This is a genomic window from Pseudomonas kribbensis (assembly GCF_003352185.1).
Lineage (GTDB): Bacteria > Pseudomonadota > Gammaproteobacteria > Pseudomonadales > Pseudomonadaceae > Aquipseudomonas > Aquipseudomonas kribbensis.
This window is the reverse complement of the sequence record NZ_CP029608.1, coordinates 6,024,576-6,048,825: the sequence shown is the minus strand read 5'-3', so window position 1 is coordinate 6,048,825 and position 24,250 is coordinate 6,024,576. Positions and strand designations below refer to the sequence as shown.

The 24,250-nt window shown below is 61.5% G+C and carries 27 protein-coding genes and 1 other RNA gene; 16 read left to right on the top strand and 12 right to left on the bottom strand.

Annotated elements, in window-relative coordinates; genetic code table 11:
• Positions 1–18: 18 nt before the first annotated feature.
• The 4 genes from DLD99_RS27765 to DLD99_RS27750 are packed head-to-tail and all read right to left on the bottom strand — an operon-like array spanning position 19 to position 2,877.
• Positions 19–756 carry an amino acid ABC transporter ATP-binding protein gene (locus DLD99_RS27765; protein ID WP_114886236.1) on the bottom strand — a complete coding sequence of 246 codons (738 nt, stop codon included), beginning with the start codon at positions 754–756 and terminating at the stop codon, positions 19–21.
• Entirely contained in the window at positions 743–1,393 is a 651-nt protein-coding gene (locus DLD99_RS27760; RefSeq protein ID WP_114886234.1) for an amino acid ABC transporter permease, read from the bottom strand. Before DLD99_RS27760 ends, DLD99_RS27765 begins: the two co-directional genes overlap by 14 nt.
• Entirely contained in the window at positions 1,390–2,070 is a 681-nt protein-coding gene (locus DLD99_RS27755; RefSeq protein ID WP_039765327.1) for an amino acid ABC transporter permease, read from the bottom strand. Before DLD99_RS27755 ends, DLD99_RS27760 begins: the two co-directional genes overlap by 4 nt.
• Before the next feature lie 21 nt (positions 2,071–2,091).
• Positions 2,092–2,877: a transporter substrate-binding domain-containing protein gene (locus DLD99_RS27750; protein ID WP_114886232.1), complete on the bottom strand. Its 786-nt coding sequence runs from the start codon at positions 2,875–2,877 to the stop codon at positions 2,092–2,094.
• A gap of 256 nt (positions 2,878–3,133) precedes the next feature.
• Between DLD99_RS27750 and DLD99_RS27745 the strand changes: the two genes are divergently transcribed.
• The 6 genes from DLD99_RS27745 to DLD99_RS27720 all read left to right on the top strand — a co-directional run bounded on the left by DLD99_RS27745 (position 3,134) and on the right by DLD99_RS27720 (position 10,497).
• The gene (locus tag DLD99_RS27745) at positions 3,134–3,841 is read left to right on the top strand and encodes a FadR/GntR family transcriptional regulator (RefSeq protein WP_114886231.1); all 708 of its coding nucleotides are present in this window, start codon (positions 3,134–3,136) and stop codon (positions 3,839–3,841) included.
• 120 nt (positions 3,842–3,961) lie between these two features.
• Positions 3,962–4,291 carry a thioredoxin TrxA gene (gene trxA / locus DLD99_RS27740; protein WP_003206727.1) on the top strand — a complete coding sequence of 110 codons (330 nt, stop codon included), beginning with the start codon at positions 3,962–3,964 and terminating at the stop codon, positions 4,289–4,291.
• Positions 4,292–4,540: 249 nt separating this feature from the next.
• Positions 4,541–5,800 (top strand): transcription termination factor Rho, encoded by a 1,260-nt coding sequence (rho, locus tag DLD99_RS27735; RefSeq protein ID WP_007951825.1) that lies wholly within the window; start codon positions 4,541–4,543, stop codon positions 5,798–5,800.
• 195 nt (positions 5,801–5,995) lie between these two features.
• Positions 5,996–7,993 carry an acyltransferase family protein gene (locus tag DLD99_RS27730; RefSeq protein WP_114886229.1) on the top strand — a complete coding sequence of 666 codons (1,998 nt, stop codon included), beginning with the start codon at positions 5,996–5,998 and terminating at the stop codon, positions 7,991–7,993.
• A gap of 69 nt (positions 7,994–8,062) precedes the next feature.
• Positions 8,063–9,529: a 4-hydroxy-3-polyprenylbenzoate decarboxylase gene (gene ubiD / locus DLD99_RS27725; RefSeq protein ID WP_007951823.1), complete on the top strand. Its 1,467-nt coding sequence runs from the start codon at positions 8,063–8,065 to the stop codon at positions 9,527–9,529.
• Positions 9,529–10,497, top strand: a complete 969-nt coding sequence (locus DLD99_RS27720) for a CDP-6-deoxy-delta-3,4-glucoseen reductase (protein ID WP_085708962.1) — start codon at positions 9,529–9,531, stop codon at positions 10,495–10,497. Before ubiD ends, DLD99_RS27720 begins: the two co-directional genes overlap by 1 nt.
• A gap of 29 nt (positions 10,498–10,526) precedes the next feature.
• Here DLD99_RS27720 and DLD99_RS27715 read toward each other — a convergent pair whose 3' ends face one another.
• The gene (locus tag DLD99_RS27715) at positions 10,527–11,003 is read right to left on the bottom strand and encodes a sn-glycerol-3-phosphate transporter (protein WP_114886227.1); all 477 of its coding nucleotides are present in this window, start codon (positions 11,001–11,003) and stop codon (positions 10,527–10,529) included.
• Positions 11,004–11,358: 355 nt separating this feature from the next.
• Here DLD99_RS27715 and DLD99_RS27710 point away from each other — a divergent pair, with 355 nt between their 5' ends.
• On the top strand, positions 11,359–12,027 hold the full coding sequence (locus tag DLD99_RS27710) for a gamma-glutamylcyclotransferase (protein WP_085708964.1): 669 nt from the start codon (positions 11,359–11,361) through the stop codon (positions 12,025–12,027).
• Here DLD99_RS27710 and glpT read toward each other — a convergent pair.
• Entirely contained in the window at positions 12,003–13,352 is a 1,350-nt protein-coding gene (gene glpT, locus DLD99_RS27705) for a glycerol-3-phosphate transporter (protein WP_085708965.1), read from the bottom strand. The genes DLD99_RS27710 and glpT overlap by 25 nt on opposite strands.
• Before the next feature lie 225 nt (positions 13,353–13,577).
• On the opposite strand from glpT, the gene DLD99_RS27700 reads away from it, so the two are divergent.
• Positions 13,578–14,210, top strand: a complete 633-nt coding sequence (locus DLD99_RS27700) for a flagellar basal body-associated protein FliL (RefSeq protein WP_114886813.1) — start codon at positions 13,578–13,580, stop codon at positions 14,208–14,210.
• A gap of 6 nt (positions 14,211–14,216) precedes the next feature.
• Here DLD99_RS27700 and DLD99_RS27695 read toward each other — a convergent pair whose 3' ends face one another.
• A complete protein-coding gene (locus DLD99_RS27695; RefSeq protein ID WP_114886225.1) occupies positions 14,217–15,194 on the bottom strand; it encodes an NADPH:quinone oxidoreductase family protein in 978 nt (325 codons plus the stop codon).
• Positions 15,195–15,344: 150 nt separating this feature from the next.
• On the opposite strand from DLD99_RS27695, the gene DLD99_RS27690 reads away from it, so the two are divergent.
• Positions 15,345–15,752, top strand: a complete 408-nt coding sequence (locus DLD99_RS27690) for a flagellar basal body-associated protein FliL (protein WP_065259922.1) — start codon at positions 15,345–15,347, stop codon at positions 15,750–15,752.
• A gap of 45 nt (positions 15,753–15,797) precedes the next feature.
• On the opposite strand, the gene DLD99_RS27685 is transcribed toward DLD99_RS27690, so the two are convergent.
• Positions 15,798–16,247 (bottom strand): EVE domain-containing protein, encoded by a 450-nt coding sequence (locus DLD99_RS27685; protein WP_114886223.1) that lies wholly within the window; start codon positions 16,245–16,247, stop codon positions 15,798–15,800.
• 197 nt (positions 16,248–16,444) lie between these two features.
• Between DLD99_RS27685 and DLD99_RS29280 the strand changes: the two genes are divergently transcribed.
• Positions 16,445–16,600, top strand: coding sequence for a hypothetical protein (locus DLD99_RS29280; protein WP_007911192.1), 156 nt, complete (start codon positions 16,445–16,447; stop codon positions 16,598–16,600).
• A gap of 37 nt (positions 16,601–16,637) precedes the next feature.
• On the opposite strand, the gene DLD99_RS27680 is transcribed toward DLD99_RS29280, so the two are convergent.
• The 4 genes from DLD99_RS27680 to DLD99_RS27665 form a co-directional block, all read right to left on the bottom strand.
• Positions 16,638–17,243 carry a 5-formyltetrahydrofolate cyclo-ligase gene (locus tag DLD99_RS27680; protein WP_114886221.1) on the bottom strand — a complete coding sequence of 202 codons (606 nt, stop codon included), beginning with the start codon at positions 17,241–17,243 and terminating at the stop codon, positions 16,638–16,640.
• A gap of 79 nt (positions 17,244–17,322) precedes the next feature.
• Positions 17,323–17,501: non-coding RNA, 6S RNA (gene ssrS / locus DLD99_RS27675), on the bottom strand.
• 30 nt (positions 17,502–17,531) lie between these two features.
• Complete coding sequence (locus DLD99_RS27670; protein ID WP_007967943.1) at positions 17,532–17,849, bottom strand: cell division protein ZapA; 318 nt, start codon at positions 17,847–17,849, stop codon at positions 17,532–17,534.
• Positions 17,846–18,055, bottom strand: a complete 210-nt coding sequence (locus DLD99_RS27665) for a TIGR02449 family protein (RefSeq protein ID WP_007940359.1) — start codon at positions 18,053–18,055, stop codon at positions 17,846–17,848. Before DLD99_RS27665 ends, DLD99_RS27670 begins: the two co-directional genes overlap by 4 nt.
• Positions 18,056–18,180: 125 nt before the next feature.
• Between DLD99_RS27665 and DLD99_RS27660 the strand changes: the two genes are divergently transcribed.
• The 6 genes from DLD99_RS27660 to DLD99_RS27635 all read left to right on the top strand — a co-directional run bounded on the left by DLD99_RS27660 (position 18,181) and on the right by DLD99_RS27635 (position 24,219).
• Positions 18,181–18,741 carry a YecA/YgfB family protein gene (locus tag DLD99_RS27660; protein WP_085708970.1) on the top strand — a complete coding sequence of 187 codons (561 nt, stop codon included), beginning with the start codon at positions 18,181–18,183 and terminating at the stop codon, positions 18,739–18,741.
• Between the two features lie 27 nt (positions 18,742–18,768).
• The gene (gene pepP, locus DLD99_RS27655) at positions 18,769–20,103 is read left to right on the top strand and encodes a Xaa-Pro aminopeptidase (RefSeq protein WP_085708971.1); all 1,335 of its coding nucleotides are present in this window, start codon (positions 18,769–18,771) and stop codon (positions 20,101–20,103) included.
• Positions 20,100–21,287 (top strand): 2-octaprenyl-6-methoxyphenyl hydroxylase, encoded by a 1,188-nt coding sequence (gene ubiH, locus DLD99_RS27650; RefSeq protein ID WP_114886219.1) that lies wholly within the window; start codon positions 20,100–20,102, stop codon positions 21,285–21,287. Before pepP ends, ubiH begins: the two co-directional genes overlap by 4 nt.
• Complete coding sequence (locus DLD99_RS27645) at positions 21,280–21,765, top strand: DUF4442 domain-containing protein (protein WP_114886216.1); 486 nt, start codon at positions 21,280–21,282, stop codon at positions 21,763–21,765. The genes ubiH and DLD99_RS27645 overlap by 8 nt, the downstream gene beginning before the upstream one ends.
• Positions 21,766–21,774: 9 nt before the next feature.
• On the top strand, positions 21,775–22,992 hold the full coding sequence (locus tag DLD99_RS27640; RefSeq protein WP_167443803.1) for a 2-octaprenyl-3-methyl-6-methoxy-1,4-benzoquinol hydroxylase: 1,218 nt from the start codon (positions 21,775–21,777) through the stop codon (positions 22,990–22,992).
• Between the two features lie 222 nt (positions 22,993–23,214).
• A complete protein-coding gene (locus tag DLD99_RS27635) occupies positions 23,215–24,219 on the top strand; it encodes an extracellular solute-binding protein (RefSeq protein ID WP_114886213.1) in 1,005 nt (334 codons plus the stop codon).
• Positions 24,220–24,250: the final 31 nt, after the last annotated feature.

Below are 24,250 nucleotides of genomic sequence, written 5' to 3'. Positions count from 1 at the left end.
CGCACTGACGGCCTGCTTTCAGCCTGCGGCTTCTGCGGTTCCGATGAAATTCGCCAGTTCCGGCGTCTGAGGATCGGCAAACAACACCTTCGGATCCCCCACCTCATGCACCTTGCCCTGGTGCATGAACACCAGTTTGTCCCCGACCTCCCGGGCGAAGCGCATTTCGTGGGTGACCATGATCAGGGTCATGCCTTCCTTCGCGAGCTGGCGGACCACGCTGAGCACTTCGTTGACCAGTTCCGGGTCCAGCGCCGAGGTGATCTCGTCGCACAGCAGCACCTTGGGCGACATCGCCAGCGCCCGGGCAATCGCCACGCGCTGTTGCTGGCCCCCGGAAAGCCGATCCGGGAACGCATCGAATTTTTCACCCAGGCCGACGCGCTCCAGCATCTGCCGCGCCAGTTCCTGCGCTTTGGCCTTGGGCACTTTCTGCACCACTTGCGGCGCGAGCATCACGTTTTCGCCCACCGTCAGGTGCGGGAACAGGTTGAACTGCTGAAACACCATGCCGACTTTCTGCCGCAGGCTGCGCAGGTCGGCGCGGGCGGCGTCGAGGTATTCGCCGTCGACCTCGATCACGCCGTCGTTGATCGACTCAAGGCCGTTGAGGGTGCGCAGCAGGGTGGATTTGCCCGAGCCGCTGCGGCCGATGATCGCCACCACCTGGCCTTCCTCGACACTCAGGTCGATGCCTTTGAGTACGTGGTGATCGCCGTAGTATTTATGCAGGGCGGAAATTCTAAGCAGAGGCATGCAGTCTCCTTTCCAGGTAGCGCGCACTGAGGGACAGGGGGTAGCAGAGCAGGAAGTAGCCGGCGGCAACGAGGCCGTAGACCATGAACGGTTCGAAAGTGGCGTTGGCGAGCATGCCGCCGGTCTTGGTCAGTTCGGTGAAGCCGATGATCGAGGTCACGGCGGTGCCTTTGACTACCTGCACCGAGAAGCCCACGGTCGGCGCCACCGCAATACGCAACGCCTGCGGCAGGATCACGTAGCGCAGTTGCTCCAGCGGATTGAGCGCCAGGCTCGACGAAGCCTCCCACTGGCCATTGGGAATCGCCTCGACGCAACCGCGCCAGATCTCTGCCAGATAGGCGCTGGCGAACAGCGTCAGGGCAATCGCCGCCGCCATCCACGGCGAAATCTCCACCCCGGCCAGCGCCACGCCGAAGAACACCAGAAACAGCTGCATCAGCAACGGCGTGCCCTGGAACAGTTCGATCCAGGTGCGGGCAATGCTGCTGGGCAGCGGGTTTTTCGAAATGCGCATGACCAGGATCAGCAAACCGACGATGCCGCCGCCGATGAACGCCACCAGCGACAACGCCAGCGTCCATTGCAGGCCGGTGAGCAGGTTGCGCAGGATGTCCCAGAACGTGAAGTCGTTCATTGGCTGCTCCTTGCGCTGCTTTTCGACAAGTAGCGCCGGCCGAGCCAGTTCAGCAACTGACGGATCAGCAGCGCCATGCACAGATAAATGAGGGTGGTCAGGGCATAGGTTTCAAAGGCGCGGAAGTTGCGCGACTGAATGAAGTTGGCGGCGAAGCTCAACTCTTCGGTCGCAATCTGCGAACACACCGCCGAACCGAGCATGACGATGATGATCTGACTGCTCAGGGCCGGCCAGACCTTGCCCAGTGCCGGTAGCAGCACCACGTGGCGGAACGCTTCGAAACGGCTCATCGCCAGCGCGGCCGCTGCTTCCAGTTGCCCGCGCGGGATCGCCTGGATGCCGGCGCGGATGATCTCGGTCGAGTACGCGCCGAGGTTGATCACCATCGCCAGCACTGCGGCCTGCCACTCGGAAATCTGCACGCCGAGGGACGGCAGGCCGAAGAAGATGAAGAACAGTTGCACCAGAAACGGCGTGTTGCGGATCAACTCCACATACACGCCGAAAATCGCCGAGAACGGGCGGATGTTCCACGCCCGCACCAGCGCCCCGACGATGCCCACGCCAACCCCGAACAGCGCGCCGATGGCCGTCAGCTCAAGGGTGAACAGCGCCCCGCGCAGCAGCAGGTCGGTGTTTTCCACCACCGGCAAAAAATCGAACTGATAGGCCATGAAAGTCTCCCGCGTCGCCGGTCAGAGGTCGGCCGGCAGCGGCTCTTTGAGCCAGGTCTGCGCATTCTTTTCCAGCGCGCCGTCAGCCTTGGCGCTGGCCAGAATTTCGTTGACCTTGCCCAGCAGCGCCGGCTCGTTCTTGTTCACGCCGACGTAGACCGGCGAATCCTTGAGCTTCACTTTCAGCGCCGGCACGCGTTTCGGGCTCTTTTCGCTGATTGCGACCATCACCACGTTGCCGCTCGCAATCAGATCGACCTGGCCTGCGAGGTAGGCGGCGATGGTCGAGTTGTTGTCTTCGAAGCGCTTGATGGTCACGCCTTCGGGAGCGACCTTGGTCAGCTCGATGTCTTCGATGGCGCCACGGGTGACGCTGATGGTCTTGCCCTTGAGGTCGTCCAGGGTGCTGACGGCTGCATCCGGCGGGCCGAACACGGCGAGGTAGAACGGCGCGTAGGCGCGGGAGAAATCGATGACCTTCTCGCGCTCGGGATTCTTGCCGAGGCTGGAAATTACCAGATCGACCTTGCCGGTGGTGAGGAACGGGATGCGGTTGGTGCTGTTGACCGGGGTCAGCTCGAGTTTGACCTTGAGCTGCTCGGCCAGCAGCTTCGCGGTGTCGATATCGAGGCCGCGCGGCTTCATGTCCGGGCCGACCGAGCCGAAGGGCGGGAAGTCCTGAGGCACGGCGACTTTCAAGGTGCCGCGTTTGACCACGTCGTCCAGACCGTCGGCATGGGCGGGGGCCTGGCTCAGCATCAGACCGGCAAACAGGGCGGCGAGGAGGGCGCTGTAACGCTTCGTCATGGACAATCTCCGGATCGGCGGGAAGTGAAATCTGCGATCGGACAGAGCACGGGCCGTGCCAAGCCAGCGGTTCGGCCCCGCAAAGCCACGGGTTTAGCGGGTTTGTTCGGTCTTACTGGTCTGAACAGTCAGGTCGGGTTTCGCACTGCGATAGCGCATCGATGCGCACCGTCGAACCCCGCTGGGGCACGACTTGCCTGATGCCTCGAATAGCTTTACAACTGGCCGCACCTTGGCCTGGTCCGTCTGGAAAACCATGAACTCGATCTCCCGCGCCGTACCCGAAGTGGCGCTGCAAGCGATCCGCAAACTGATTACCGAGCAGGGCTTCGGCCCCGGCGATGCGCTGCCCTCGCAACGGGATCTGGCGGTGCAGCTGGGGGTCAGCCGGGCGTCATTGCGCGAAGCGTTGTCGTCCTTGAGTGCGCTGGGCGTTGTCAGCATCCAGCCGGGCAAGGGCGTATTCGTGCAGTCGCCAGTGGAACTGCCGCGCGGGGAGGGCACGCCGGCCTGGCCGTTCGCAGCCCAGGCCTCGCCGCTGGAGATCTTCCAGTTGCGCTATGCGCTGGAAGGCTTCGCGGCCGGGCTGGCGGCGGTGACGCTGAGCACGTTCGACCTGGACGAGCTGGAAGACAACGTCGCCGCCATGCGCGAGCAACTGCGTGCCGGCGACTTCGAGGCGGCGGCGAAACTGGACTTCGATTTCCACCAGCGGATCCTGCGGGCCAGCGGCAATCAGGCGATGCTGAGCATCCTCACCGCCAGCGCCGAGATCTTTCTGGAGAGCCAGAAGCTACCGTTCATCCGCGCCGAACGGGCCATGGAAACCTGGCAGGAACACCGCAAGATCCTCCGCGCCCTGGCCCGCCGGGCCTCCGCTGCCGCCCAGAAAGCCATGCAGGAGCACGTGCGCAACGCGGCGCTGCGCACCGGAATCGCCTTCATCGCCCCCGCCGGCGCGTGACTTGAGCTATACCCAAACTCATCGAGTGCCATAGCAAGACTCAATCATCTGCGGCTTCCTGAACAAGGGAAGGGCGGCTATGATGGGCCACGTTTTTTTGCTTACAACCTGGAGAATTCCATGAGCAGCGATCTGATCAAACACGTTAGCGACGCTAGCTTCGAAGCCGACGTACTCAAGGCCGAAGGCGCTGTCCTGGTCGACTACTGGGCTGAATGGTGCGGCCCTTGCAAAATGATCGCTCCGGTTCTGGACGAGATTGCAGAGACCTACAAAGGCAAGCTGACCGTTGCCAAACTGAACATCGACGAGAACCAGGAAACCCCGGCCAAGCACGGCGTACGTGGTATTCCTACCCTGATGCTGTTCAAGAACGGCAACGTAGAAGCGACCAAGGTCGGCGCTCTGTCGAAGTCGCAACTGGCTGCTTTCCTCGACGCCAACATCTAAGCGTCGCGGTAAAGACTGTCCTCAAAAAGCCCCGCAAATTGCGGGGCTTTTTGCGTATTCAGGGCTAGACGCTCCGAAACTCAGGTGATACATTCGGCCCCGCACTGGTTTCTCCACTGCCCCCTGCTAGCCGTCGCCGACGCACTCCTTTTCGAACAAGTACGCGATCCTGTCGCCTTCTCCGCGGCGCGGCCTCATTAAGCCAAAAGCTTAATTTCCCCCCTCCATAAATGATTACGTCATTCCTATATGAATCTGACTGAACTCAAGCAAAAGCCGATTACCGAACTGCTCGAATTGGCCGAACAGATGGGCATAGAAAATATGGCCCGTTCGCGCAAGCAGGACGTGATTTTCTCCCTGCTGAAAAAGCACGCTAAAAGCGGTGAGGAAATCTCCGGTGATGGCGTGCTGGAGATTCTCCAGGACGGCTTCGGCTTCCTGCGCTCCGCTGACGCTTCCTACCTCGCCGGCCCTGACGACATCTACGTCTCGCCGAGCCAGATCCGCCGTTTCAACCTGCGCACCGGTGACACCATCGTTGGCAAGATCCGGCCGCCGAAGGAAGGCGAGCGTTATTTCGCCCTGCTCAAGGTCGACACGATCAACTTCGATCGCCCTGAGAACGCGAAGAACAAGATTCTCTTCGAGAACCTGACCCCGCTGTTCCCGAACGTGCGCATGAAGATGGAAGCCGGCAACGGTTCCACCGAAGACCTGACCGGTCGAGTGATCGACCTGTGCGCCCCGATCGGCAAAGGCCAGCGCGGTCTGATCGTTGCACCGCCGAAAGCCGGTAAAACGATCATGCTGCAGAACATCGCAGCGAACATCGCCCGTAACAATCCTGAAGTTCACCTGATCGTGCTGTTGATCGACGAACGTCCGGAAGAAGTGACCGAGATGCAGCGCACCGTGCGCGGCGAAGTGGTTGCCTCGACTTTCGACGAGCCGCCGACCCGTCACGTGCAGGTTGCTGAAATGGTGATCGAGAAGGCCAAGCGCCTGGTCGAACACAAGAAGGACGTGGTGATCCTGCTCGACTCCATCACCCGTCTGGCCCGTGCCTACAACACCGTGATTCCGAGCTCCGGCAAGGTGCTGACCGGTGGTGTCGATGCCCACGCCCTGGAGAAGCCGAAGCGTTTCTTCGGTGCCGCGCGTAACATCGAAGAAGGCGGCTCGCTGACCATTATCGCCACCGCGCTGGTTGAAACCGGCTCGAAGATGGACGAAGTGATCTACGAAGAGTTCAAGGGTACCGGCAACATGGAGCTGCCTCTGGACCGTCGCATCGCCGAGAAGCGTGTGTTCCCGGCCATCAACATCAACAAGTCCGGCACTCGCCGTGAAGAGTTGCTGACCGCCGACGACGAACTGCAGCGCATGTGGATCCTGCGCAAGCTGCTGCACCCGATGGACGAAGTGGCGGCCATCGAGTTCCTGGTCGACAAGCTGAAAACGACCAAGACCAACGACGAATTCTTCCTGTCGATGAAGCGCAAGTAACATCGTCGGTCGAGTCCGGAAAAAGGCGTCCCCCAGGGGGCGCCTTTTTTTTGCCTGTTTTTTGTCCGATAACGGAAGGTTTTGAGTCGGCTAAGGTCATTGGGTTGGCGCATCGAAAGACCACACGCATGAGCGCCAGTAAAAAAATGCACAAACTGTACAAAAAACAATCAACTGTTTGGCATTGGCAGGTTTATGAGCACTCTCGCTTATCGAAGGGATATCGACGGCTTGCGCGCAGTCGCTGTGATTGCCGTGGTGCTGTTTCATTTCGGTGTCCCGGGATTCACCGGCGGCTTTGTCGGTGTGGACGTGTTTTTCGTGATTTCCGGCTACCTGATCACCTCGATCATCTGGAGCCAGCGCCAGGCTGGGCGCTTCAGTTTGGCCGAGTTTTGGGTACGGCGTGCCCGGCGGATCCTGCCGGCGCTGTTTGCAATGATCATTGCAGTGCTGGCGGTGGGCTGGTTCCTGCTGGCGCCCAAGGACTACGAAGAGCTCGGGCGCTCGGTGCGCTACCAGGTAACCTTCGTCTCGAACATTCTGTTCATGCGTCAGGACGGCTACTTCGACGTCGCTTCGGATCTCAAGCCGCTGTTGCATACCTGGTCGCTGGCGGTGGAAGAGCAGTTCTACATCCTTTTCCCGCTGTTGCTGACCTTGCTGTCGAGCCGACTGAAACACTGGCGGCTGGCGCTGTTCGGCATATTGTTGCTGTCCTTCGGGCTGAGCGTGTGGGCGGTCCGGCATTACCCGGAGAAGGCGTTCTTCCTGTTGTCGATGCGGGCGTGGGAGTTGCTGGCCGGTGCGATGCTCGCCGTGGCGCCCCGGCATTCATGGCGACTCAAACCGATAGCCGCGCAGTGGCTGAGCCTGCTCGGCATGGCGTTGATCCTGCTGGCCGTCTTCGGATACGACAAACACACGCCGTTCCCCGGTGTCGCCGCGCTGTTGCCGGTGCTGGGCGTGGTGGCGCTGATCCTGGCCAACGGTCATCGAGAGACGCTGGTTGGTCAATTCCTGAGCAGTCGGGTGATGGTCGGCCTCGGTCTGATTTCCTATTCCTGGTACTTGTGGTATTGGCCGGTGTTTGTGTTTTCCAGCTATGCCAGCGTCGAGGAACCGGGTGCGCTGGACATCGCAGGGTTGATCCTGTTGACACTGGTGCTGGGTTATCTGTCATGGAGGTTCGTTGAAACGCCGTTCCGCGAGCGTCGCCTGCCTGCCGGGCGTCGACAGGTTCTGCTGGCCGGTTTCTGCGGCATCCTGGTGCTCGGTTTGGCCGGGCAAGCCCTGCGCTGGACCGATGGCTTGCCGTCCCGCCTGTCTGAACAGGCGCTGCAATATGCCAGGGGCCACGAGTGGCGGCCGGAGCTGATGGCGTGCCTGACGGATGACAAGGCACCGGACGACAAGCTGTTCTGCCATTACGGTGTGGAAAACCTGCCAGCCCAGGCATTGGTCTGGGGTGACAGCCACGCAACGGCATTCATTCCGGTGCTGGAGGAGGGGGCGCAAGCCCATGGCGTCAGTGTGATCCTTGCCAGCTCTGCCGGTTGTATTCCGGTCGAAGGGCTGGAAACCGATGCGGCCTGTACGCGGTTCAATCGGCGTGTCGAGCAGCGATTGAGCGCGCAACGCATCAGCGATGTGGTACTGGTCGCGCGTTGGAGCCTCTATCTGTATGGCGACGCCAAAGGCGATCTCGACCATGCACTCAGAATGCCGGACGGCAAATACGACCGTGCCGTTGCTGAGCAACGCCTGGCCGAAGGCCTGCGCGCGCAACTTGCTCAATTGCGTGAGAGCGGGCATCGGGTCTGGCTGGTGAAAGAGGCGCCATTGCAGCCGTTCAGCCCGCCGTACCGCCTGACACGCCTTGCAATGCTGGGTCACCCGGTGGATGGCGTCGGCCTGGCCATCGGCGAGCATGACAAGCGCCAGGCATTCATCAGCCGGTTGTTCGCTCAATTGGCGCGGGATTCGAGGGTGCAGGTGATCGATCCGGCGCCACGGCTGTGCGACGAAAACGGTCTGTGTCGCGCCGAGCTCGACGGCTATTCGCTGTACAAGGATGACAATCACCTGTCGGAAACCGGCGCACGATTCGTGGCGCCGATCCTCGAACCGCTGTTTGTCAGCCTGCAGGCCGGTAAAAATCCGGGTAACGGCCAGGTGAATGCAGTCAAGTAAGCAGTGACGGGCTGCCAGCGACCGGCATAGCAGGTAGGATGTACGCCTATTTTGAGGGTGCCATCGTCAATGAAATTCAAGGATCTTCGGGATTTCGTGCAGCAGCTTGAGCAGCGCGGAGAGTTGAAACGCATCCAGATTCCCGTCTCGCCGGTGCTGGAAATGACCGAGGTGTGCGACCGCACACTGCGGGCCAAGGGCCCGGCGCTGCTGTTCGAGAAGCCCACCGGTTATGACATTCCGGTGCTCGGCAACCTGTTCGGCACCCCCGAGCGGGTCGCCATGGGCATGGGCGCAGAGTCCGTCAGCGAACTGCGCGAGATCGGCAAGCTGCTGGCGTTCCTCAAGGAGCCGGAGCCGCCGAAGGGCTTGAAGGACGCGTGGTCGAAGCTGCCGATCTTCCGCAAGATCATTGCGATGGCGCCGAAAGTCGTCAAAGACGCGCCGTGCCAGGAAGTGGTCATCGAAGGCGATGACGTCGACCTGGCGATGCTGCCGGTGCAGACCTGCTGGCCGGGCGACGTGGCGCCGCTGATCACCTGGGGTCTGACCGTCACCAAGGGCCCGAACAAGGACCGGCAGAACCTCGGCATCTACCGTCAGCAAGTGATCGGCCGCAACAAGGTCATCATGCGCTGGCTCAGCCACCGTGGCGGCGCGCTGGACTTCCGTGAGTGGTGCGAGAAGCACCCGGGCCAGCCGTTCCCGGTGTCCGTGGCCCTCGGCGCGGATCCGGCGACCATCCTCGGCGCGGTCACTCCGGTGCCGGACAGCCTCTCCGAATACGCCTTCGCCGGTCTGCTGCGCGACAGCCGCACGGAACTGGTCAAGTGCCGTGGCAACGACCTGCAAGTGCCGGCCACCGCCGAAATCATCCTTGAAGGTGTGATTCATCCGGGCGAGATGGCCGATGAAGGCCCGTACGGCGACCACACCGGCTACTACAACGAAGTCGACAGCTTCCCGGTGTTCACCGTCGAGCGCATCACTCACCGGATCAAGCCGATCTACCACAGCACCTACACCGGCCGTCCGCCGGATGAGCCGGCGATTCTCGGCGTGGCGCTGAACGAAGTGTTCGTGCCGATCCTGCAGAAGCAGTTCCCGGAGATCACCGACTTCTACCTGCCGCCGGAAGGCTGCTCGTACCGCATGGCCGTGGTGACGATGAAGAAGTCGTATCCGGGCCACGCCAAGCGCGTGATGCTGGGTGTCTGGTCGTTTTTGCGACAGTTCATGTACACCAAGTTCGTTATCGTCACCGACGACGATATCAACGCGCGGGACTGGAACGACGTGATCTGGGCCATCACCACGCGCATGGACCCCAAGCGCGACACGGTGATGATCGACAACACGCCGATCGACTACCTCGACTTCGCTTCACCGGTGTCGGGACTTGGCTCGAAAATGGGCCTGGATGCCACCCACAAGTGGCCGGGCGAAACCACTCGCGAATGGGGCCGCGTCATCGTCAAGGATGATGCCGTCACCCAACGGATCGATGCCATCTGGAATCAGTTAGGAATAGATTGATGCGTGTAACCCTGCAGCCCTCCGGAGCGGTGCTCGAGATACGGCCCGGAGAGCGGATTCTCGATGGTGCGCGGCGCCTGGGCTACGAATGCCCGCAAAGCTGCCGCAACGGCAATTGTCACGTATGCGCAGCGCTGCTGGTGGAAGGCCGGGTCGAACAGGCCGGCAAGGTGCATGACCACGGCGAGTTCTACACTTGCATAGCGCAGCCGCTGGAAGACTGCATCCTGCTGTGGGATGGCGTGCTTGCGCTGGGAGAACTGCCGGTGCGCAGCCTGTCGTGTCAGGTCATCGAATGCCGGGACGTCGGTGGCGATACCTGGCGCGTGCGCCTGCGGGCGCCGGCCGGCAAGCCGCCGCGTTATCACGCCGGTCAGTACCTGATGATCGAACGCGAGAGCGGCGAGAAGTCCGCCTTCTCCATGGCTTCCGCGCCCCACGGTGGGCGAGATCTGGAAATCCACGTCCTGGCCCGCGAAGCCAGTGCCCTGAGCCTGATCGAGCAACTGCAGCGCAATTCGATGGTGCGGGTCGAACTGCCGTTCGGCGACACCCATCTCGCGGAATTGCCGGACGGGCCGCTGGTGCTGATCGCCGCCGGCACCGGCATGGGGCAGATCCACAGCCTGATCGAACATTGCCGGGCCAACGGCTTCAAGCATCCGGTGCATTTGTACTGGGGTGTGCGTCGTCCGGAAGATTTCTACGAAATCGAGCATTGGGACGAATGGCTGAAGCTGCCCAACCTGTTCCTGCACAAGGTCGTCAGCGACCAGTGCGGCTGGGAAGGGCGCTGCGGGATGTTGCATGAGGCGGTGTGCGAGGACTTCCCGGATCTGAAATCGCTGCACGTCTACGCCAGCGGCTCGCCGGCGATGGTCTACGGCACGCTGGATGCGCTGGTGGAAGCCGGGATGGATGCCCACCAGATGCGCGCCGACGTGTTTGCGTATGCGCCGCGCTCTTGAGCCGCACGATTGAGCCTGCCTGAGTCGCTTTAGAAGCGTACGCCCGTCGTCACCATGGCCGCGTTGGCGCCGAGAAACACCAGCTCGGCGCCCAGCGGGCCATAGTGGGTGCCAATCGACGGAATGATCACCGGTGCAACGCCGAAGTGATTGAGCGGGATCTTGTCCTTGTAGTCACCCCGATAGCCCTGCAGCAACCCGCCCGTGAGTTTCACGTACACCGGATAATCTGCGCTCTCGAAGCGTTTGCCGGCATAGGCGTAATTGGAGCGCTGGCTGAACGAGTTACGGAAAGTTGCCCCGCCAAATACCCAGCCGGAAGCCTGATTGCGTTCAATGCCGATCAAGTCCTGATGATTATTGTGTTCGGGGTCGGGTGAGTAATGTTTGGTGTAGACACTGGTTTGTGCGTACCAGAAACCTTTGTCTTCCCGGGCGTCATCCGTGGCCAGTGCCTGGCCGGTCTGAATCAATAAAAGTGCGGCCAAAAGCCTCTTTGTGTTCATCGTGCAGCCTCGGTTGAACGGGTTGGCTTGCGCCAGAGGAAAGCCGTTTTACGCAGGCGATCAGCGACGGTAAATATGGGAAGTCCGAAATTTTAGTAGGAAAAATCCCGGGACTTCATGAACGAATCCTGAACGAAGAGAGGGCTTAACGATATTTCATTCGGGTATTTAAGATATCTGCGCAATGGTATTAGGCTATATCAAACAAGATAGCCCTCGCGGATAACCCCGAATTAGCGCTATCAAAGGTGTCATACATCCTTTAGCACTTTTCGTTTTACAGTTACTGCTATATGTTCTATCAAGCGAATTGTGCTTACATCTTGTAATACTTGCGGGGCCGAACACTTCCGTCATGACAGCCATAGAATCTGCTTTTCTGAATCTGGCTTACCCTCCGCGGCTCGATCTGGGTCCGCAGCTGACTCACGAACAACTTCTCGCTTCCATGCAATCGACCATGGCACGCCACAAGGGCGGGCCGGTGTGGCTGTTCGCGTATGGTTCGCTGATCTGGCGGCCTGAGTGTTCGGCGGTGGAGCGGGTGCGCGGGCGGGTGCATGGCTACCATCGCGGCTTGTATCTGTGGTCCCACGAACATCGCGGTACACCGGAAATGCCGGGGCTGGTATTCGGTCTGGATCGCGGCGGTTCGTGCAGCGGCTTTGCCTATCGGTTGCCGGAAGACAACCTCGACAGTGCGCTGTATGCGCTGTGGAAACGCGAGATGCCGTTCCCGTCCTATCGGCCACACTGGCTCAACTGCCGTCTCGAAGATGGCAGCCAGGTACAGGCGTTGGGATTCGTGTTGGAGCGACACCTGCCCAGCTATGCCGGCAATCTGCCGGATCACGTGCTGAGCCAGGTGTTCGAAAGCGCTTGCGGGCGTTATGGGACCACTCGCGATTATGTCGAGCAGACCGCCCACGCCCTGCGCAGCCACGCCATGCCAGACCGGAATCTGGAGGCGCGGCTCAAGCGCTGCAAGTCAAAAGCCGATCAGGCGACTGCTTCGCGGCTCTGACTGGCGACTTGCTTGTGCCACAGGGTCGGGGCCAGGAAGGCCATCGACAGCAGGCAAGCGCCCACCAGCAGCACGAAACCGCCATCCCAACCGAAGTGGTCCACGGTGTAGCCCATGGCGGCACTGGCCGCGACCGAACCACCCAGATAACCGAACAGACCGGTGAAGCCTGCGGCAGTGCCGGCGGCTTTCTTCGGTGCCAGTTCCAGCGCCTGCAGGCCGATCAGCATCACCGGGCCGTAGATCAGGAAGCCGATGGAGAACAGCGCGATCATGTCGATGGTCGGGTTGCCGGCCGGGTTCAGCCAGTAAACCAGGGTCGCCACGGTCACCAGGGCCATGAACACCATGCCGGTCAGGCCACGGTTGCCACGGAAGATCTTGTCCGACATCCAGCCGCACAGCAGCGTGCCCGGAATGCCCGCCCACTCATAGAAGAAGTAGGCCCACGAAGTCTTGTCGACATCGAAATGCTTGGCTTCCTTGAGGTAGGTCGGCGCCCAGTCCAGTACGCCGTAGCGCAGCAGGTAGACGAACACGTTGGCCATGGCGATGTACCAGAGCATTTTGTTGCGCAGCACGTATTTGACGAAGATTTCCTTGGCGCTGAATTCGTCTTCGTGGCTGGCGTCGTAGCCTTCCGGGTAGTCGTTCTTGTACTTCTCGATCGGCGGCAGGCCAACCGATTGCGGGGTGTCACGCATGGTAATGAAGGCAAATGCCGCCACCGCCAGGGCTACCGCCGCCGGTACATAGAACGCTGCGTGCCAGTCATTGAACAGGCCCATGCCGATCAGGAACAGCGGGCCGATCAGACCACCGCCGACGTTATGCGCCACGTTCCATACGGACACCACGCCGCCGCGCTCCTTCTGCGACCACCAGTGCACCATGGTCCGTCCGCTCGGCGGCCAGCCCATGCCCTGGGCCCAGCCGTTGATGAACAGCAGGATGAACATCATGGTCACGCTGGACGTTGCCCAAGGTGCGAAACCGAAAATGAACATCACCCCCGCCGAAACCAGCAGGCCGAACGGCAGGAAGTAGCGCGGGTTGGAGCGGTCGGAGACCAGGCCCATGAGGAACTTGGACAAGCCGTAGGCAATGGCGATGGCCGACATCGCCAGACCCAGTTCGCCGCGGGTGTAACCCTCGTCGATCAGGTACGGCATGGCCAGGGAGAAGTTTTTGCGCAGCAGGTAGTAACCCGCGTAGCCAAAGAAGATACCGGCGAAGATCTGCCAGCGCAGGCGTCGGTAGGTACTGTCTATTTTTTCTTCAGGCAATGGAGCCTGATGTGCGGCAGGTCGAAAGAAAGCAAACATTCAAGAGCTCCAGATTTCTTGTTTTGACTGCGGATGCGAATGTTACAGTTTCGTTACCGAAAATAGCACCGGTTCGCATCGGCAAAACAGCGGAAAATGTTGGAAGTCGCACGTTCTTTTACGAACCTGTCGCTCTGCTGTAAGAACAGGGCGTTTTCACCACTTATGAACATGGGGTGGCATAGACTCGCGATCCGTCGATCGACTGATCAGCAGAGATGAATGATGGCTTTGAAGGTTCGCATGCTCATGCGCCGATTATTGGCGGCGGCGGTTATCGCCGTTGCGGTGCTGGGATTGATTTACGCCGATCACCCTGCCCGGTCCGGTTTGCGCAATGCCACGGTGCTGATCATCCGCCATGCGGAAAAGCCGACTGAAGGATCGGTGCTCAATGCCCGTGGCGAAGAACGGGCCCGCGCCTATGCCGACTACTTCAATCCATTGAAGCTCGATGGCCAGACGCTGACCCCGGAACGGCTGATCGCCGCCGGCGACACTCCCGAGAGCTCCCGCTCACGTTTGACCCTGACACCGCTGGCCGAGCGCCTTAACCTGTCTATCGAGCAGCCCTACATCAACGGCGACGTGCATGAACTGGTCAAGCTGTTGCGCAAGAGCAATCAGGCGCCGGTCATCCTGATCGCCTGGCACCACGGGCGCATCAACAAGCTGATCAGTGCGTTCGGTGGCGACAGCACGGCCCTGATGGGTCAGAAAAAATGGCCGGACGAGGTGTACGACTGGATGCTCGTGCTGCGTTTCGATGACAAGGGCCGGATCATCAAGGCTGATAGCCGGAAGGTTCTGGAACACCTGTTGCCGGGCGACGCTGTGGATTCTCCCGGCAACAAATGACGTGCTTCAGCGCACCTGCACCACAACCTTGCCCACAGCCTTGCGCTGTCCAAGATCATTGATCGCCTGTGCCGCCTCACTCAGCGGATAGACCTGCGACACCAGCGGTTTCAGCTTGCCCTCGGCGAACCAGCCGAACAGTTGCTGGAAGTTCGCCGCGTTGTCCTGTGGCTGGCGCTGGGCGAAAGAGCCCCAGAACACACCGAGCACCGCTGCGCCCTTGAGCAGGGCGAGGTTGACCGGCAGTTCGGGGATGCGTCCGCTGGCGAAACCGACCACCAGCAGGCGGCCGTTCCAGGCGATGGCGCGGATGGCCTGGTCGAACAGGTCGCCGCCGACCGGGTCGTAGATCACGTCGGCGCCCTGGCCGTCGGTCAGGCGCTTGATTTCGTCCTTGAGGCTGGTTTCGCTGTAGTTGATCAGTTCGTCGGCACCGGCGGCTTTGGCCACGGCGAGTTTTTCGGCGCTGCTGGCGGCGGCGATGACCCGGGCGCCCATGGCTTTGCCGATCTCCACGGCAGCCAGGCCGACACCGCCGGAGGCACCGAGCACCAGCAGGGTTTCCCCCGGTTGCAGGTTGCTGCGCTGCTTGAGCGCGTGCATCGACGTGCCGTAGGTCATGCTGAACGCGGCGGCGGTGTTGAAATCCATCGACGGCGGGATCGGCAGCACGTTATAGCCCGGCACTGCGACCTGCTCGGCGAAGCTGCCCCAGCCGGTCAGGGCCATGACCCGGTCGCCAATCTTGAGGTGACTGATCTTTTCGCCGACTTCGCGGACCACGCCAGCCGCTTCGCCACCCGGCGAGAACGGGAAGGGCGGCTTGAACTGGTACTTGCCCTCGATGATCAGCGTGTCCGGGAAGTTGACCCCGGCGGCGTGCACGTCCAGCAGGATTTCATTCTTCTTCGCGACAGGACTGGCGACGTCTTCCAGCACCAGCGATTCGGCAGGGCCGAAGGCTTTGCACAGCACGGCTTTCATCAGGGCTATTCCTTTGGGAGTGATGGCCGATAAGTGTAGGTGTGGCAGTCAACGGGTCAACGAGCATGCCCGGCCCTGATAGTCCGCCATAAGCTTGTGCTTGCGCGGCGGGTCGTTATGCTAGGCCGCAAACCGGATAAGGAGCGAATTGTGAAAGCGTGGATCATGTTGTTGCTGGCCCTGTCTCTGCCTGTGGCAGCGCTGGCCGAAGAAGCCAAAGAAGGCGAGGCGCCGAAGGTCAACTACATCACCCTGAGCCCGCCGTTCGTGGGCAACTACGGGCTGGACGGCACGCCGAAGCTCAAGGTCTACAAGGCCGACGTGGCGTTGCGGGTGACCGGCGACGAGGCGACCAAACTGGTCAAGGCCAACGAGCCGCTGATCCGCAATCAACTGGTGGCGCTGTTTACTCAGCAGACCACCGACGCAATGGGCAGCATCGAAGGCAAGGAAAAGCTGCGTCAGGAAGCCTTGAAGCAGACCCAGCAAGTGATGAATGACGAGACCGGCAAGCCGGTGGTTGAGGATCTGTTGTTCAACAACCTGATCATTCAGTAAGGCTGGACCCGCAGGAGTCGGCTTCCGGCTCCTGCGAAGACGCTGTCAACGCAACGCGATAACCGCCGCCCATTGCTCGGCCGTCACCGGCATCACCGACAGTCGCGAACCCTTCTGCACCAGTGGCATCTCGGCCAGCGCGGTCTGCTGCTTCAGATAATCCAGCTTCAACACCCGGGCAAACGTCTCGACATGGGCGACATCGATCGCGCTCCAGGCGTTTTTCTCCGGCGTGGCTTTCGGATCGAAGTAATGGCTCTCCGGTTCCAGTGCGGTGGGATCCGGGTACGCGGCTTCGATAATCTTGCCAATCCCGGCAATGCCCGGCTCCGGGCAGCTGGAGTGATAGAAAAAGAACTCATCCCCCACCGCCATGGCCCGCAGGAAGTTGCGCGCCTGGTAGTTGCGCACCCCGTCCCAGCGCGCTTTGCCGAGTTTTTCCAGGCCCTTGATCGAGAGTTCGTCGGGCTCGGATTTCATCAGCCAGTAGGCCATGGTGTGTGCTCCTGAAACGGTCATTGGGCAGGTTGTCGGGCAATTTTATGACAAACCGACAGTCGGTTGACGCCAGCATTTGCGCAGAGGTTCACGTTGTCGCAAAATGCCGGCCTTTAAAGCTTGACGCTGCTGCACGGCCTACGAATGGAAACCGCTGCTGTCATCGTGATGATGTGCCTTGAGGGGGGCAATCGATGAAACGCAAACCGGATTTGCTGTGGACTTTGGTGATTTTGTTCGGCCTTGGCGTCGTGACCACCGGTTATGCGCAAAGTCTGTGGGCCAACAAGGCCGATGCGCCGATTGAAGTGGCGCAACAAGTACAGCAGTCGACAGCGTTCAAACGCTGATCCCGTCTTCCCGACGCCGCTGATTCCCTCGCGGCGTCTACCCTGCGAAATACCACGCCTTGTCGGTCACCGTTCCCTGCAACGGTACATCCCAGCTGGCCTGCGCCAGTCGTTCGACTTTCTGACATTCATGGGCCAGTCCCAGCAGCGTCGGCTTGCGCCAGTTCTGGCGGCGAGCCAGGTAAGCCAGGCTGCGGTCGTAGAATCCGCCGCCCATCCCCAGGCGTCCGCCGACATCGTCAAATCCCACCAATGGCAACAACACCAGATCCAGTGCCCAGACCTTGCGCTGACGGGCGACATTGACCCGAGGCTCGAGAATACGGAAACGGTTGGGCCGCAGCTTTTCACCGGGGCGGATCTGTTGAAAGACCATTTTGGTCCGCGGCCAGGCACTCAACACCGGCAGGTAGGTTTTCTTGCCGCGGCGCTGGGCGGCGCGCAGCAACAGGCGCGGGTCGATCTCGCCGTCGGTGGGCAGGTACAGGGAAATGTGTTTCGCCCGGCGAAATTGCGGGTCCTGCGCGAGTTGTTTATACAGACCTTCGGCGGCCGCGCGTTGCTGACTTGGCGTCAGGGAGCGGCGGGCCTTGCGCAGCAGGCGGCGCAGTTGGGGGCGGGGCAGCAGCGCGGGTTCGGTCATGGTCGGCTTCGGCAGGGTGGGACGAAAACGTACGCATAAAAAATCCGATGCCGGCATGCACCGGCATCGGATTCGAATCAGGCTCCCCGGATGAGCCGCTGTCGACTTAGCCCTTGAACCCGAGAGTTCAAGGTGGAGGATGCAGTAGGCTTTAAGGCTTTCCGTCTGGCGGACATGCACACCAGCCCAACGTGCAACCCCCAGGGTAGTGCAAATCGGCTCAGGGACATCGTCAACTGGCAAGCACCCCAGGGAGTGCGGCGAGTATACCTCAAGCGGCCTGGCGAATCAGCCCTTGCTGATGTCCGGATCGTCGGCGAGTACCAGATCGACACGATCGAGCAAGTCGCGCACCTGTTCACGGGTCGAGCCGCTGGCCTGGATGTCCGGGCGCTCTTCTTTGTGCAAGAGATCGTGGGTGATGTTCAACGCGGCCATCACGGCGATGCGGTCGGCGCCGATGACTTTGCCGCTGCTGCGGATCTCGCGCATCTTGCCGTCCAGGTAACGCGCGGCACTGACCAGATTGCTGCGTTCTTCCTGGGGACAGATGATCGAATATTCTTTGTCGAGGATCTGCACGGTAACGCTATTGCTTGAACTCATGAGTCTTGCTCCAGGGCCTTGAGGCGCGAAATCATCGACTCGACCTTACGCCGGGCGATTTCGTTTTTTTCAATGAGGTGCGCGCGTTCCTCGCGCCAGGTCTTTTCCTGAGCTAGTAAGAGTGCGTTTTGACTCTTTAGTTGCTCGACCCGAGTAATCAGCAGTTCGAGTCTGGCCATCAGCGCTTGCAGGTCGGTGTCTTCCATTGTGTCCACTGATTCGGTCTGATGGGTTTGGCTGGGGGACAGCCTTTAATGGTCTTGGCGAGTCTGTCGATGTAGGATACAAGGCCTTCATTCTAGACATAGCGCCGTCTGGCGCCTAGCTGCCCATGCCCATTCAGAATTCCCCGTACCAAGCCTTCGCCACCCTGCTGACTGCCAGCGGTCACAACGTCTCGCCTGCCGAACTGCATGGCCTGCTGCTCGGCCGCAGCTGCGCCGGTGCCGGCTTCAATGCCGAAGAATGGCTGATCGACGCTGCCGAGCTGCTCGAAAGCGAGCCGCAGGACAACGTTCGCAACGCGCTCATCGGCCTGCAGGAAATGGTCAAGGGCGAGCTCACCGGCGACGACGTGACCGTCGTGCTGCTGTTGCCGACCGACGACGTGCCGCTGGCCGATCGCGCCGCTGCACTGGGCGAATGGTGCCAGGGCTTCCTCACCGGTTTCGGCCTGAACTGCCGCGACAGCAGCATGCTGAGCACCGAGGCTACCGAGGTGCTGCAGGATCTGGCAGCGATCTCCCAGGTGCAAGATGCCCTGGAAGAATCCGAAGACGGCGAAAGCGACTACATGGAAGTCATGGAGTACCTGCGTGTAGCGCCGCTGCTGTTGTTCTCCGAAACCAAGAAAGCCGACGTGCCGCCAGCCGCCAAGCCGTCGCTGCACTGATCGCGTGCCAGGGAAAGCCATCTGCCCATGATCCATATCCCGAAAGCGGAATACGCCCGTCGCCGCAAGGCACTCATGGCGCAGATGGAACCCAACAGCATCGCCATCCTGCCCGCCGCCGCGGTTGCCATTCGCAACCGTGATGTCGAGCACGTCTACCGCCAGGACAGCGACTTCCAGTACCTGAGCGGTTTCCCCGAGCCGCAGGCGGTCATCGTTTTGATGCCCGGTCGCGAACACGGCGAATACGTGCTGTTCTGCCGTGAACGCAATGCCGAGCGCGAACTCTGGGATGGCCTGCGCGCCGGCCAGGAAGGCGCGATTCGCGACTTTGGCGCCGACGACGCGTTCCCCATCACCGACATCGACGACATCCTGCCGGGCCTGATCGAAGGCCGTGACCGGGTGTATTCGGCCATGGGCAGCAACCCGGAATTCGACCGTCACCTGATGGACTGGATCAACGTGATCCGCTCCAAGGCGCACCTCGGCGCCCAGCCGCCGAACGAATTCGTTGCCCTGGATCACCTGCTGCACGACATGCGCCTGTATAAATCGGCGGCAGAAGTGAAGGTGATGCGCGAAGCGGCGCGAATTTCCGCCCAGGCCCATATCCGGGCAATGCAGGCCAGCCGTGCCGGCCTCTACGAATACAGCCTCGAAGCCGAGCTGGATTACGAGTTCCGCAAGGGCGGGGCGAAGATGCCGGCCTATGGTTCGATCGTCGCTGCCGGGCGCAACAGCTGCATCCTGCATTACCAGCAGAATGACGCGTTGCTCAAGGACGGTGACCTGGTGCTGATTGACGCCGGTTGCGAAATCGACTGCTACGCCAGCGACATCACTCGCACCTGGCCGGTCAACGGCAAGTTCTCGGCCGAGCAGAAAGCGATCTACGAATTGGTATTGGCCTCCCAGGAAGCCGCGTTCGCCGAAATCGCCCCGAACAAACACTGGAACCAGGCGCACGAAGCGACGGTTCGGGTGATCACCGCCGGGCTGGTGCAGCTGGGGTTGTTGCAGGGCGAAGTCGACGAGTTGATCGCCTCCGAGGCCTACAAGGCGTTTTACATGCACCGCGCCGGCCACTGGCTGGGCATGGATGTGCATGACGTCGGCGAGTACAAGGTCGGCGGCGAATGGCGAGTGCTGGAAGTCGGCATGGCGTTGACCGTGGAGCCGGGCATTTACATCGCCCCGGACAATCAGAACGTAGCGAAGAAATGGCGCGGCATTGGCGTGCGCATCGAGGACGACGTGGTAGTGACCAAGAGCGGTTGTGAAATCCTGACCGGCGGTGTGCCGAAAACCGTCGCCGAGATCGAAGCCCTGATGGCGCAAGCACGGACTTGCGCGGCATGAGTCGGGTCAATCTGGCAATCATCGGTGGCGGTCTGGTCGGCGCCAGTCTGGCGTTGGCGTTGCAGGCCGGGGCCAAGGCCCGGGGCTGGAAGATCGTGCTGATCGAACCGTTCGCTCCCGGCGACAGCTGGCAGCCGAGCTACGACGCACGTTCATCGGCGCTGTCCTTTGGCTCGCGGCAGATCTATCAACGGCTGGGCGTATGGCAGGAAATCTCCCGCCGCGCCGAGCCGATCAAGCAGATTCACGTGTCCGACCGTGGACGTTTTTCCACCGCCCGACTGTCGGCGATGGAAGAGGGCGTCCCGGCGCTCGGCTATGTCGTGGAAAACGCCTGGCTCGGTCATAGCCTGTGGCAACACCTCGACAAAGACGTGATCAGTTGGCGCTGCCCGGCGGAAGTCACGCGCATGGAGCCGCTGCCGGACGGCTATCGCCTGACCCTCAACGACGAAACCACGGTCGAGTGCGATCTGGCGGTGCTCGCCGATGGCGGCCGTTCCGGTCTGCGTGAACAACTGGGCATCAACGTGCGCAAGCGCCCGTACAACCAGAGCGCGCTGATCGCCAACATCACCCCGAGTGAAGCGCACAACGGCATGGCCTTCGAGCGCTTCACCGACGAAGGCCCGATGGCGCTGCTGCCGCTGCCGGAAAACCGCTGCGCGCTGGTCTGGACCCGTCTGGGCATGGACGCGCAACGTCTGGCGGAGCTGAGTGATCGTGATTTCCTCAGCGAGCTGCAAGGCGTGTTTGGTTACCGCCTCGGCACTTTGAAACAGGTCGGCGCGCGGCATCTGTACCCGCTGTCGCTGGTGGAGGCCGAAGAGCAGGTGCGTTCGCATCTGGCCGTGCTCGGCAACGCCGCCCACAGCCTGCACCCGATTGCCGGGCAGGGTTTCAACCTGTCTCTGCGCGATGCCGATGCCTTGGCCGCCGCGCTGCTGGCCAGCGACAAACCGCTGGGGGATTTCGCCACGCTGCAGGCCTATCGCGAGCGCCAGCGCCTCGATCAGGACCTCACCGTGGGCTTCTCCGATCAGGTCACGCGCCTGTTCGGCAGCACTCAGCCGCTGGTGTCGCTGGGGCGCAACATCGGCCTGCTCGGCCTCGATCTGCTGCCGCCGGCCAAACGCTGGTTCGCCCGTCAGGCCATGGGGCTGGGGACGCGGCCGGATGCGTGAGTGGCTGATCAAACAGTTTGGCAAGGCGCGGCTGATGCGCTGGATCATGACGTTCTACCCGCCGTACTTCGGCGCCGGTGTCCGGGTGAAGCACATCAGCGATGACTTTCGTGACATCCAGGTCTCGATGGGCCTGGGCTGGTACAACCGCAATTACGTCGGCACCCAGTTCGGCGGCAGTCTGTATTCGATGGTCGATCCGTTCTTCATGTTGATGCTCATGGAGAATCTCGGGTCGAAGTACATCGTCTGGGACAAGGCTGCGGACATTGATTTCATTGCGCCGGGCAAAGGCCCGGTGTTCGCCCGGTTCAACATCGACGACACCCTGCTCGACGAGATCCGTCGGCAGACCGCCAGTGGCGAGAAGTACCTGCCGCAGCTGCAGGTCGACATTCATGACGGCGCCGGCAACCTGGTGGCGCGGGTCGGTAAAACCCTTTACGTGCGGCTCAAGCCGCAAGCGAGACAGGCTTAAAGCATGGAAATGCGCGCGGATGTGCTGATTGTCGGAGCCGGAATGGTTGGCAGCGCCCTGGCGCTGGCGTTGCAGGACAGCGGGCTGGAAGTCCTGCTGCTCGACGGCAGCCCGCTGAGCGTCAAACCCTTCAATGGCGATGCGCCGTTCGAGCCGCGAGTCAGTGCGCTGTCGGCGGCCAGTCAGCGGATCCTCGAGCGCCTCGGCGTGTGGGACGGCATCGTCAATCGACGCAGCAGTCCGTACACCGACATGCACGTCTGGGACGGCAGCGGCACCGGGCAGATCCATTTCTCGGCCAGCAGCGTGCACGCCGAGGTGCTCGGCCACATTGTCGAAAATCGCGTGGTACAGGATGCCTTGCTCGACCGTTTGCACGATTGCGATCTCGGCCTGCTGGCCAATGCGCGGCTGGAGCAGATGCGTCGCTCCGGTGACGACTGGCTGCTGACCCTGGCCGACGGCCGCACCCTGCGCGCGCCGCTGGTGATCGCAGCAGATGGCGCCAACTCCGCCGTACGTCGTCTGACCGGCGTCGCCACTCGCGAATGGGATTATCTGCATCACGCCATCGTCACCAGCGTGCGCAGCAGCAAACCGCACCGCATGACCGCGTGGCAACGCTTCACCGATCACGGGCCGCTGGCGTTTCTGCCGCTGGAGCGTGACGGCCAGCAGGACTGGTGCTCGATCGTCTGGTCGACCACGCCCAGCGAAGCCGAACGGTTGATGGCGCTGGATGAAGCGGATTTCTGCCGCGAGCTGGAGCGTGCCTTCGAAGGTTGTCTCGGCGACGTCATCAGCGCCGACCCGCGGCTGTGCGTACCGCTGCGTCAACGTCACGCCAAGCGCTACGTGGCCGAGGGCCTGGCATTGATCGGCGATGCGGCGCACACCATTCACCCGTTGGCGGGGCAGGGCGTGAACCTCGGTTTCCTCGATGCCGCCGTGCTGGCCGAAGTGCTGCTGCAAGCGAACGAGCGCGGCGAACGCCTGGCGGACGTGAAAGTCCTGAGCCGCTACGAGCGCCGGCGCATGCCGCATAACCTGGCGCTGATGGCGGCGATGGAAGGCTTCGAGCGGTTGTTCCAGGCCGATCCGCTGCCGCTGCGCTGGTTGCGCAACACAGGACTGAAAATCGTCGAGCAGATGCCTGAGGCAAAGGCTCTCTTTGTGCGTGAGGCCCTCGGATTGACTGGTGATCTTCCGGCACTCGCAAAACCCTGAGATATTCATCGCGGCTGATAACCTCTTCGCGAGCAGGCTCGCTCCCACAGTTTGTAATGCATTCCAATGTGGGAGCGAGCCTGCTCGCGAAAGCGGCAGTCCAGCCACCGCGACATTCGCCCCGTGCAACATCTGGTAACTCCTTGGGAAAGTGTTCGATTGAGCTGGTAAATGTGAGTCCTTATCATTTGGGCCACTTTTCCCGACCGAGAGATCACTCCCATGTTGGCATCCAAGCGTGTTCTGACCGCACTGGCCCTGACCCTGATTGGCAGCACCGTCGCCCAGGCCGCCGATGAGGTGGTGGTCTACTCGTCGCGTATCGATGAGCTGATCAAACCGGTGTTCGATGCCTACACCGCCAAGACCGGGGTGAAGATCAAGTTCATCACCGACAAGGAAGCGCCGCTGATGCAGCGGATCAAGGCCGAAGGCGAGAACGCCACCGCCGACCTGCTGCTGACCGTCGATGCCGGCAACCTCTGGCAGGCCGAGCAGATGGGCATTCTCCAGCCGTTCACTTCGAAAACCATCGACGCCAACATTCCCCTGCAATATCGCTCGTCCAGCCACGCCTGGACCGGTCTGAGCCTGCGCGCACGGACCATCGCCTATTCCACCGAGCGCGTGAAACCGGGCGAACTGACCACCTACGAAGCGCTGGCCGACAAGAACTGGGAAGGCCGTCTGTGCCTGCGCACGGCGAAGAAGGTCTACAACCAGTCGCTGACCGCCACCATGATCGAAGTCCACGGTGCCGAGAAAACCGAGAAGATCCTCAAGGGCTGGGTCAACAACCTGTCCACCGACGTGTTCTCCGACGACGTCGCGGTACTGGAAGCGATCAACGCCGGCCAGTGCGACGTCGGCATCGTCAACACCTACTACTACGGTCGCCTGCACAAGCAGAAGCCGGATCTGCCGGTGAAGCTGTTCTGGCCGAACCAGGCGGATCGCGGTGTGCACGTCAACCTGTCGGGCATCGGTTTGACCAAACATGCACCTCACCCGGAAGCCGCCAAGGCACTGGTGGAGTGGATGACCACGCCTGAGGCGCAGAAGATCTTCGCTGACGTGAACCAGGAATTCCCGGCGAATCCGGCGGTGAAGCCTTCGGAAGAAGTGGCGGCTTGGGGGCAGTTTGTGGCTGATACGTTGCCGGTTGAAGTGGCGGGCAAGCGACAGGCTGAAGCGATCCGGATGATGGATCGGGCGGGTTGGAACTGACGCTGCGAGTCCAATCGCCGCAAGCGTGATG